Source organism: Nautilia abyssi (genome assembly GCF_055388085.1).
The window spans coordinates 59,115-70,935 of the sequence record NZ_AP042376.1 but is presented as its reverse complement, the minus strand read 5'-3'; the positions used below and the strand labels follow the sequence as shown (position 1 = coordinate 70,935).

5 protein-coding genes and 1 pseudogene are annotated in these 11,821 nt (G+C 35.4%); 1 reads left to right on the top strand and 5 read right to left on the bottom strand.

Annotation, left to right across the window (positions count from 1 at the left end; translation table 11 throughout):
- Positions 1 to 17: 17 nt before the first annotated feature.
- The 5 genes from ACZ5EP_RS00310 to typA form a co-directional block, all read right to left on the bottom strand.
- Entirely contained in the window at positions 18 to 1,931 is a 1,914-nt protein-coding gene (locus ACZ5EP_RS00310) for an EAL domain-containing protein (RefSeq protein ID WP_464508952.1), read from the bottom strand.
- A gap of 77 nt (positions 1,932 to 2,008) precedes the next feature.
- Positions 2,009 to 5,485 (bottom strand): efflux RND transporter permease subunit, encoded by a 3,477-nt coding sequence (locus tag ACZ5EP_RS00305; protein ID WP_464508951.1) that lies wholly within the window; start codon positions 5,483 to 5,485, stop codon positions 2,009 to 2,011.
- An 8-nt stretch (positions 5,486 to 5,493) separates the two neighbouring features.
- The gene (locus ACZ5EP_RS00300) at positions 5,494 to 6,528 is read right to left on the bottom strand and encodes an efflux RND transporter periplasmic adaptor subunit (RefSeq protein ID WP_127681395.1); all 1,035 of its coding nucleotides are present in this window, start codon (positions 6,526 to 6,528) and stop codon (positions 5,494 to 5,496) included.
- Positions 6,525 to 7,907 (bottom strand): TolC family protein, encoded by a 1,383-nt coding sequence (locus ACZ5EP_RS00295; RefSeq protein ID WP_464508950.1) that lies wholly within the window; start codon positions 7,905 to 7,907, stop codon positions 6,525 to 6,527. Before ACZ5EP_RS00295 ends, ACZ5EP_RS00300 begins: the two co-directional genes overlap by 4 nt.
- 192 nt (positions 7,908 to 8,099) lie before the next feature.
- On the bottom strand, positions 8,100 to 9,908 hold the full coding sequence (gene typA, locus ACZ5EP_RS00290; RefSeq protein ID WP_464508949.1) for a translational GTPase TypA: 1,809 nt from the start codon (positions 9,906 to 9,908) through the stop codon (positions 8,100 to 8,102).
- A 336-nt stretch (positions 9,909 to 10,244) separates the two neighbouring features.
- Between typA and ACZ5EP_RS00285 the strand changes: the two are divergent.
- Positions 10,245 to 11,789: pseudogene (locus tag ACZ5EP_RS00285) on the top strand (methyl-accepting chemotaxis protein); the annotation flags it as partial.
- Positions 11,790 to 11,821: the final 32 nt, after the last annotated feature.

Sequence of the window (11,821 nt, the reverse complement as noted above, 5' to 3'; positions counted from 1 at the left end):
TTTTAAGCGAAATTATATCAAATAATCTCTGAGGGTTTTGAAAAATAAAATCCCTGTGAACAATCGACTCCGAGCTCTTTTACTTTTTCAAAAATCTCTTTGGATTCTACATACTCAGCAACAATTCTCATACCGCCTTTTTTAGCAAAAGCAACCATGGTTTCCACAATCATCTGAGATTTTTTATCCGTTAAAATATTTTTAATAAGACTGCCGTCTATTTTAAATCCGTTTACTTCAAAATTAAACAGATAACTGAAATTCGAATATCCGCTTCCGAAATCGTCTATGAAAATTTTAACTCCCATGGATTTTAAATATTTCATAAATTCGATTGACACTTCAGACTGTGTAATATCTTCACTTTCTAAAAGCTCTATTGTTATTCTTTCAGGCTCAGGAAACTGATTAATTATATTTTTTACAAATTCCCTGAGCTTTTCATTTTCAAAATCTTCAAGGTCCAAATTCAGAGAAATAATTTCTTTTCTGTCTTTAAACGTATCCAAAGCTTTTTTAAACACTCTTTTTGTAATTTCAGGATAAAGATTGGCACTTTTTGCAATATCTAAAAAACTGCTAGGCAGATATATTTTCCCTTCTTCATCCTCTATTCTTACAAGAGCTTCATATTTAACTACTTTTAACGATTTATTGTCAACTATTCCCTGATAATAAACTTTCACCCTGTCATGTTTAATCGCTTTGACCAGGATACTAAGCATCTGAAGGTTTTTTTCAAATACTTTAAGAGTATCTTTTATATCACAGAAACAGAGACATTTCACTTTCTTTCTTTTTGCGTATTCCAAAGCGATATCAGCAGTAGTCAAAAGGTTTTCTTTCGTTTTGCTCATACCGCATCTGAACGTTAAAATAATCTCTTTATCATAAATTTTATACGGTTTTTCAAGTTCTTCTATAATATTATGGACAAATTCGAAATTTTTTTCTTTAACTCCGTAAGGAAGAGGCATTGCAAATTCGTCTATATTTATATGATAAACCCTGTCTGAGAGGTTTTTAAGCCTTTCTCCTATCAGTCTGATAAGCTTATCTCCTATATCCTGTCCGAAATAGTCGTTTATTTCCCTGAAATTGTTTATGTTCAGTATCGCTAAATTAAACTGCTCTTTTTTCAAATCCTCAAGAAGTTTCATTCTGTTAGGAAGTTTTGTCAAATCGTTTACCAGATAACTTTTAATCAGTTCATTTCTGAAATATACTATAGAGTTGACTGCGTTGTTAATCTCTTTTTTGAGTTTTTCAAACTCTACATACTGCATTTTTGCTCTCAAAGGCTCATACAGCCCTCTTTCTATTTTATTTCTGAAATAATAAAGAATAGTGCCTATGTCGGTTTTAATGGTTTTCATATAATCGTAAAAATAATATAAAGTAAAAATAAGCGCAATTCCGAGTATCGCAAATATCCATAAAAATGTATGATTATATTTGTACAGCTGTTCTTTTATAGGGAGTTTTGCCTCTAACACTCCTATAAACTCTCCTAATTTAAATCCGGTATATCTGTTTCTTTTAATTCCACCGTGACACCTCACACACTCGGCCTCAACTCTTAGAGGTCTGTAATAAATAAGATTGTCGTTTTTAATTTTATAGAATTGATTGTTTTTTAAAATATTGTTTATAAATTTTTTATCAAACGGCATATTTCCGAACACAGGATATATATTAAACTTGATATCGGTTCTTTTGCTATAAATTTTTATTATGTCTTTAAATGTATTATTATGAAGCATTTGAGAGTATTTCATTACTATAATCGAATCGGTAGCGGTTTTTGCTTTATCTATCTGATCGGTTATAAGTTGCTCATAAATAATAAAATAGAGTATAACCAAAGCAGTACTCGCCACTAATAATGACAAAACTATAATTCTTGCCATTTTTATAAAAAGATTTGTCATAACGTTCCCTTGATGAACATTTGTTCAGGGAGTAATTATAACAAAAAGAAAAAAAAAGAAAAGGATATAACTTTAATTTATACCTCTTCTAACCCGTAGTGTACGTGTTTTTCTTTTTTATGTTTAGAAATCAGATATCTCCAGTAAAGTACCGGAACTACGACAACTGAAAGAAGTGTAGAAGCCAATACACCAAAAATAAGTGCAACAGCCAGACCCTGCCATACAGGATCAAGTACGATTACCATTGATGCAAGTATAATCGCAAGAGCTGTTAAGATAATAGGTCTGAATCTTGTAGCAGCCGCTTCTATTACCGCTTCATTTATAGATCTTCCCTGTTTAAGAAGATCATTGGTAAAGTCAATAAGCAACAGCGAGTTCCTTACAACTATACCTGCAAGGGCAATAAACCCAATCATACTCGTCGCCGTAAAATAAGTTTTAGAATGCCAGAATGCTAATGTAATCCAGTTCATAATGGCATGTCCCGGAAGCACCCCGATAAATGTAAGAGGCACAGCCGCAAGAACGATTCTCGGTACTCTAAAGTTTTTATAATATGCAACCATCAATAAATAAATCAGAATTACCGCAACACCGAATGCGCTTCCGAGGTCTCTGAACACGTCAAATGTAAGTTCCCATTCTCCGCCCCAGATCAAATCGTATGTCTCGCCAGTTTTTAAATCGGTAGCTTTTAGATTAAGTCTAGGATTTCCGTCATATGTTATTTTATAACCAGGTATGCCTTTATCTTTAAGCTCACTGAATACGTCAAGCAGTGCATATAAACTACCCCTTTTATCCATTTCACCGGTAACCATTACCATCGGTCTTAAATCTTTAGATGTAATCATACCGTCATATGCCACAGGCACGACTTTTACCACCTCTTTTAAAGGAACAAGTCTGTGTGTCGTCATTGACATAAGTTTTATCTTATCAAGAGCGTCAATGGAATTTCTGGCATTTTTAGCAAATCTTACGAAAATTCCAACCTGGTCTTTTTCGCTAGGAATATGCGCAACACTTACAACCGCACCTCTAAGTCCCATTCCTAAAATTTTAGCAATCTGATCCGTGCTTATTCCGAGAAGAGCTGCTTTTTCCCTGTCAGGAATGATTTTGTATTTTACAATTTCCCTGTCTCTCATTACATCTATATCAACGACTCTTTTAGTATGTTTGTAAATTTTTTCTATATCTTCCGCAAGTTTGACTCTTCCGTTTTCATCACCGCCGAATACCTGCATTAACAGCGTAGCGATTACAGGCGGTCCCGGAGGGTCTTCTACAAGTTTGATATTTGCGTTATGAAAACTGCACTGTTTTTGAATTATAGGTCTTAAGCGCGAAACCATATCGATTGAGCTCTCTTTTCTTCCTTCTTCCTTAGGATAAAGGTTGACTCTGATTTCACCTATGTTTTCACCTCTTTTCATTGAACTTCCTCTAAGAAGTCCGTTAAAGTCAACTACTCCCGTAATTCCTATAAACTGTTCAAAATCTTTAATCTCTTTTTGCTGGGCCAAAATAGAAGCCACACAGTCGCTGACTTCTTTGGTTGAATCGATAGAGCTTCCTTTTGGCAGGTCTATTGTAATGTTAAATGTGTTTTTATTAGCTGAAGGCAGCATTTTAAAAAGCACTATTTTAAATGCAGGAAGCGCCATAGAACCGAGCAGCAATACGATAAGTCCCGTAAAGAACACTGCCCTTTTAGGAGTCGACGTCAATAGAGGATTTAAGATTTTATAGAAAATTTTATATGTTTTTGTTTTTCTTATGTCAAACGGTTCATGATGCTCGTCTTTTTTGTGTTCAGGCAGGAATTTAACAGATGCCCAAGGCGTAAAAATATACGCTATAACAAGTGAGGAAATCATCGCAATCGGAACGTTAAAAGGAATAGGCTGCATATAAGGCCCCATCATTCCCGTAACGAAAAACATCGGCACGAATGCAAGAATAATGGCCAACGTTGCAATATTTGTAGGGTTACCTATTTCATTTGTCGCATAAATAGCCGCATATTCTCTTGGTTTGTCACCGATTTCAAAATGTCTGTGTATATTTTCGATAACAATAATAGCACTGTCGACCAGAAGCCCCAGTGACAGAATAAGCGCAAACAGAGTAATTCTGTTGATAGTCTGTCCGGCAAGCATACCTATAAACAGCGTAATGGATAAAATAAGCGGAACCGTAAAGGCTACGATCAGCGCTTCTCTCCATCCGAGCATAATAATAAGAAGTATTACGATAATACCCAGTGATATCAATAAATGGTAAATCAGCTCGTTAACGGCATGGTTGGCTTTTTTACCGTTGTTTCTGGTAATGTAAATATTTACATCTTTTGGAAGGGATTTTTTAAGCTCTTCTGCTTTTTTGATTACGTCGTGAGCTACAAATACCGCGTTAGTTCCTCTTTTTTTACCTATGAATATAGTTACCTGGTTTTGTCTTACTCCTACAGGAAATTTATTATCAGCTTTTCCTGTAATTTTAGGATCTTCATAGTAAGCCTGTCCGGCTTCGTAATATGTCTGATGTTTATGCTGGAAATCAACACCGTCAACAACTTTTGCTATATCTTTAATATAAATAGGTCTTCCCATATAATTCGCCACTACTAAATTCGCAACGTCTTTAGGTGATTTTATAAATCCGTCGAATTCCACAGGAATAGAATATTTTTTATTATCAACACCGCCTAAAGGATAATCAACGTTTCCGGCTTTTAAAGCCATTGCGATCTGACCTAAAGAAAGATGGTAAGCAGCCAGTTTCTCAGGATTTATAATAATATTAAACTGTCTTTTATGTCCGCCTTTTATACCTATAATACTAACGTTTTTAACTTCGGCTAAAGGTGAAAGCAGTCTTTGAGCCATTCTGTATAACTGGGCGTCATTATATTTGGTACTTGATAGAGCCAATGTAACAATCGGAACTTCGTCAATGTCTATCGGTTTAATAAGCGGAGGCATAACGCCTTTTGGCATTTTATCCATATTCTGCATAACTCTGTCATAAAGTTTTGAAATACTTCTGACTTTATCCTGACCGATCTTAAATCTGACAGTTACGATACCGACACTGTTCATAGCCATACCGTATACATGTTTAACGCCGGTCATCGCTTTTAGAGTTCTCTCAAGAGGCTCGACAATAATATTCTGCACTTCCTTGCTGCTGGCCCCCGGATATACAACCATTACGTTAGCCGCCGGTACGTCTATTTGAGGGTTTTCTTCACGAGGCGTAAAAAATACCGCTATAAGCCCCATTAATATAAGTGTTATCGCAATTACAGGAGTCAGCGGGTTTTTTAAAAACGCTCTTGCCAGCTTTCCGGCAATATTTAATGAAAGCTCTTCTTCAATAGCTTCTAATTCTTTTTCTTTTTTTACTACCTCTTCTTCCAAAGCTTTCAGTTCGGCTTCGGTTTCTTTGAGCTCTTCAATGCTGCAAGAAGAGCCTTTTTTTTCTTCAAGCTCTTTTCTTTTAGCGTCGATTTTAGCTTTTAAAGTTTTTAATTCATCCATCGCTTCTCCTATAATTTTTGTCCGTCACTTAAATTTGCAGGCGGATAAAGTATAACTTTTTCTCCTCCGTTTAATCCTTTTACGGCAATTTTATCTTTCACCTGACCTATCTGAGTAACAGGCACAAATCTTGCAATATCTCCGTTTACAACAAACACGCCTACTATACCGCTTCTTGATGTTAGAGCGCTGAAAGGTACAAGTACCGCTTCTTTTTTAGCTATAGTAACTTCTGCTTTCGCATACATTCCTGGAAGCAGGCCTTTTGTAGTTTCAAAAGTATATTTAACTATGTATGAATGTGTGGCAGGATCCGCACTAGGAATAATTGTTGAAACTTTTGCTTTAAACTCTTTTTTGATTGCCGGAACTTTTATAATTACAGGCATTCCAATTTTAAATTTGTCAATATCTTCTTCTTTTACGAAACTTTTTGCTTTAAGGTTATGAATATCGCTAAGGACAAGCACCGGATAACCCGGAAGAGCCATTTCGGCTACTTTTTTCATTTTCATTGTAACAACACCGTCGATAGGTGATTTAACTTTTGCATATTTAAGCTGGTTTCTTGCCATAGCAAGACCTGCTTTTGCCTGTTTAAGCATACCTTTTGCCATATCTACCTGTTTTTTTCTAATATTCATATTTAATGTCATTTTTTCAAAATCTCTTTTACTTACCGCACCGTGCTCGTATAAATTTTTGAATCTTTCATAATCTTTTTTTGCATCGGCATATGCCATTTCAGCCATAAGCACACCGCTTTGTGCCTGAAGCAGCGCCCCTCTTGCCTGATTTAGCATTGAATAAATATCACTCGGATCTACAACAAACAGCTCTTCGCCTTTTTTTACTACATCACCCTCTTCTACATTGATTTTTTTAATATATCCCATTACTCTTGTTGCAACCATAACCTGTGAAGGCGAATATATATTTGCAACATATTCTTTTTTAATATTAATATCTTTTTTTACCGCCGTTGCCGTTTCAAACGCAAACAGTGCAGCAACTAAACCGCTCAAAAGTGCTATTTTTTTCATTTACTCTCCTTTACTAAATCTCCTAATGCCGCTTTTAATTCAGCCGCAGCAAGCGCTTCATCATATTTAGCCTTAATAAGCTCCGCTCTGGCTTTTCTGGCATCCGCCTCTTTCATTAAAAGAATTGTCATGTTAATCATTCCCTGTTTATACATATATTCGTATTTTTTAAGTATTTCTTCCGCTAAATCTCTGTTAATAATTTTATTTTTCAGAACAGCCGCTTTTGCTCTCAGGTCTAAATATTTCTGTTCAACCTGAAGTTTTACGCCTTTTTTCATATATTTGTAATAATAAGCAGTCTGAAGCGCTTCGATTTTACTTTTTTCTATTTTAGCTTTTTCGCTGTTATCGAAAATATTATAATTAAGCCCTACAGCCGCCACATAATAATCTTTGTCCGCACTGATGTTATTAAGCTGATTGTCATTCCAGCCGTATTCAAGGTGCGCTCCTATTGTAGGATATTTTACAGAAGAATCCATTTTTACTTTTTTCTGCATTGTTTCAACGTTTTTCTGCATCCATTTTAAATCGTTTCTGTTCTGAAGTGCAAGTTTTTCAAGCTCTTTTAAATCCGCATTAGGCGAAACAATCACCTTAAAATCGCCTACATTGCTTATACTGTCATCCCCGCTTAAAAATCTGAGATAAGAAATAGCAAGAGCATATTTGTTTTTTGCTTCCACAAGCATTGCCGCTACTTCGCTGTCTCTTTTTTTTGCCTGAAGAAGATCAGTATCCGTTGCCATTCCGACTTTCTTAAATTCGGTAATCATTTTTACAAAGCTGCTGGTTGTCTGTTTGGCTTTTTGAAGAGCTTTAATAAAATATTTAGCCGCTACGGCACCGTTATATGCCTTTAACACTTCTATTGCCAGTTTGTTTTTGTCATGAGCATATTTGAATTTATTTGCAAGAACCTGCAGTTTTGCCATTTCTTTGGCATATTTTAATTTAAATCCTGTAAAAATAGGAACTTCATAAACAAATTTTGTTTTGAAATTGCTTCTGCTGCCAGGATAATTCAAATCTTTCGGCTGAATAGCCAAAAGCTGATCAGGAGTCGCTCCGCTCCCCCATGCACTTAAAAAATCTGCAAAACCGAAATCCCTAAAAGTAGCTTCCCTGCTTTCAAGTTTCATGCCGAAAACATACATTGCGTTATTGCTTCTGCTAATCTCTTCGCTGAAAACAAGTTTACCCCAGTCATATCCCTTGGCTGTTTTTAAATCAGCTTTAGCTTTGTCAATGTTAAGCTTTTTAGCCTTTAGCTCCAAGTTGTTATTTAAACTTTCCTTAAGCACGGTATCGAAATTAACCGTTTTAGCTAAAAGCAGACTTGACAAAGCGGCTGAAATAAACAAGAATTTTTTCATACCGCTCCTTTAATAATTTTGTCGAATTTTATCAAATTAAGAATGAATTACTTATGTTATAAGAATAAATTATAAGATTTTTTTTATCTTAATTTTAAAAGTGTAAAAATTTACACATTTTACAATGCAAAACATGTATTTATTTTATGTGTCTGACACTTGTAAAAGGAAATAAAGAAAAAAGAAAAAGAATTATTTTTTATTTTTTGACATTCTTTTTCTTACTGAAGAATCAAGGTATTTTTTTCTAACACGGATAGACTGAGGAGTAACTTCCACAAGCTCATCGTCTTCTATCCACTCAAGCGCTCTTTCAAGCGTCATTTCAACAGGAGGAACAAGTTTGATAGCTTCATCACTGCCGCTGGCTCTCACGTTTGTAAGGTTTTTACCTTTAATAGGATTAACTTCAAGGTCGTTGCTTCTGCTGTGTTCTCCCACTATCATACCGTTATACACTTTATCACCAGGTTTTATAAACATTCTTCCTCTCTCTTGCAGATTGAATATCGCATAACCTACGGCAACCCCGTTTTCCATAGAAATAAGCGCACCGTTTTTTCTTGTATAAGGTTTTGTAGTCGCAGGTCTGAAATCTAAAAATGAGCTGTTAAGAACACCTTCACCTTTAGTATCTGTCATAAATTCACCTCTGTATCCGATAAGTCCTCGTGCAGGCATTTCGAATTCGATTCTTGTAGAACCGTCGCTTAAAGGCATCATGTTTTTCATAATTCCGCCACGGGTTCCGAGTTTTTCGATTACCGCACCGCTGTACTCTTCAGGAACGTCAACCACTACGTATTCATACGGCTCAAGTTTAACACCGTTTTCTTCTTTGATAATTACTTCCGGACGTGAAAGTGAAAACTCAAAATCTTCTCTTCTTAAGTTTTCAGCAAGGATAGCTATCTGAAGCTCACCTCTTCCTGATACTTTAAATTTACCTTCGCCTAGCTCTTCAATTTTCATTGCGATATTTGTTTCCATCTCTTTAAAAAGTCTGTCTCTAAGCTTAGGAGCGGTTACGTTTTTACCTTCTGTTCCTGCAAGAGGAGAATCGTTAACGCTCATAATTACGCTGATTGTAGGCTCTTCGATATGTAGAGGGTCAAGTCCTACAGGATTGTCTTTGTCTGCAATAGTATCTCCGACATCAAGTGCGCTGAACCCCGCAATAGCAACAATATCCCCCGCACTTGCTTTATCAATCTCAACCCTGTCAAGTCCAAGAAAACCTAACAGTTTAGTAATTCTGCCGTTTATTTTTTCTCCGCTAGCTTTAACAAGCGTTACGCTTTCACCTTTACTTACACTCCCGTTGAAAATTCTTGCAATACCTATTCTACCTACGAAATTATCGTAATCAAGTGTAAATACCTGCATTTGAAGAGGTTTGTCCTCTTCACCGGTAGGTGCAGGAATATGTTCCACTATAGCTTCGAATATCGGAGTCATATTTTCATTGTCGTCTTCAAGCTCCCATTTTGCTATACCGTTTTTAGCTGCAGCGTAAATAATAGGAAACTCAAGCTGGTCTTCACTCGCACCCATACTTACAAAAAGGTCAAAAACTTCATCCACGACTCTGTCCGGCTCTGCAGCTGGTTTATCTATTTTATTTACTACTAAAATAGGTTTTAATCCCAGTGAAAGAGCTTTTTTTACAACAAATTTAGTCTGAGGCATAACCCCTTCTTGTGCGTCAACAAGAAGCAGAACGCCGTCAACCATTTTTAAAACCCTCTCAACTTCTCCGCCGAAATCGCTGTGTCCCGGCGTATCGATAATATTAATTTTGTAATCGTTCCATTTTATTGCGGTATTTTTACTTAAAATAGTAATACCTCTTTCTTTTTCCAGGTCGTTAGAGTCCATTACCCTTTCGCCCAGTTCTTTTCTTTCGTCAAGAGTTCCTGACTGTTTTAGAAGTTCGTCAACCAGTGTAGTTTTACCGTGGTCAACGTGTGCGATAACCGCAATATTTCTAATATTTTTCATTAATTGCCTTTTATTCTGAAATTTTTCCGCAATTATATCTAATTATGTTCAATATAGATAACAATAAATATAATTAAAACCATACATTAAAATAAAAAAAATTTATAAACGGACATTTTACTAATATATTTAAAAAAAATAGATATGATTCGAGCATTAAAAAATTAATCAAGGATTAATATGAGCTCAAAACTAAAAATTGTTTTACTGATAATACTCGCATTTGTTTCCATTCTGATACCGGGATATTTTATAATCCAAAATCAGATATACAAACTTGCCGAACAGGAAAATATAGACAAGGCAAGAAAAGCAGCCGACCAGCTTATAGCAATGAGAGGTTATATGGCTAAAATAGCTCCACATGTTACACGAAAAGACAAATCTATTTCAAGATGGGCATGCACTCCTGCATATTCAGGGAGAAACGTCGCTAAAACGGTTACCGAAAAATCAGGTTTTTATATAAAACAGACTTCCTTAAAATACAGAAACCCTCTAAACAAACCAAATAAATATGAAAAAAGAATCTTAAAACTCATTGAAGAAAAAAAACTGCCGGAATATTATGAAATCGGGAAAAATGAAAAAGGGGAACAGGTTATAAGATACGCAAAACCGCTGTATATTAAAAAAGCGTGTTTAAAGTGTCACGGTGTGCCTCACAAAGACGTTCCTGAAAATTTATACAAAGCCCTGGTAAAAGATTACGGACCTGTTGCCTTTAACTATAAAGTAGGAGATATCAGAGGAATCGTTTCGGTGGAAGTTCCTATGACTCAGGTTAAAAAATCTATAGCAAAAACACAGGAAATAATGCTTATCGGAGGAATTTTGGCTTTAATACTGTTTATTGCAATAATTATTATCGCAATTAATATCTTTTTTGAAAAAAACATAATAAAACCGGTTACCGAATACTCCAACGTTTTAACCGCAAATGAAGACGATTTAACTATAACTCTGGACGAAAAAGGTTCAAAAGAAATAAAAGGTATTGCCAAAGCTATTAATAAATTTATAAAAGCATTAAAAGATATTATCAATAAAATCAAATATTCAACACAAAAACTGCTTAACATTACGTCAAATATTTCAAAAAATGCTGAAAACATCGAATTAAATGTTGAAACTCAGACAAACCTCATAAAAAATCTTAACACATATATTAACAGAGTTCAGCAAAGCGTCGACTCGGCAGAAGACAAAGTGGTAAAAACGGTTGACGATATAATCGACACTCAAAAAACACTTGAAATGACAACCAAAAAACTGACAGACGTTGTTAATAAAATACAGCACGAAGTTCAAAATGAAACGGAAATAGCACAGCACATTACAAATCTTGCGGGCCAGTCAAATCAAATCAAAGATATAATTACAATTATCAAAGAAATAGCTGACCAGACAAACCTCCTGGCACTTAACGCGGCAATCGAGGCCGCAAGAGCGGGAGAACACGGAAGAGGTTTTGCCGTAGTGGCAGATGAAGTAAGAAAACTGGCCGAAAGAACACAAAAATCTCTTTCCGAAATAGACGCCGGTGTAAATATCATAGTTCAGGGTATACTTCAGGCCCAGCATACCATAGAACAAAACGTTCAGGAATTTCAAAACACTACAACCGAAACGGACGAACTGATAACGCAAACCAACAGCACCATGGAAAAACTTAACACAACCATACAAAACGCACATATAGCAAAAGAAGAAACGTTAAAAATAAACGAACACATTCAGGCCTTAATAGAAACGGCTCATGGTCTGTTGGAAGAAAGCAAAACGACAGAAGACATCTCAAAAAAACTAAAACAGATTGTAACTGAACTTGAAAGCGTTTCAAACGAACTGAAAAACGAAACAGAAAAATTTAAAATTTAAATTAGGAATAAAAATTGCTTGAGCCTCTTAAA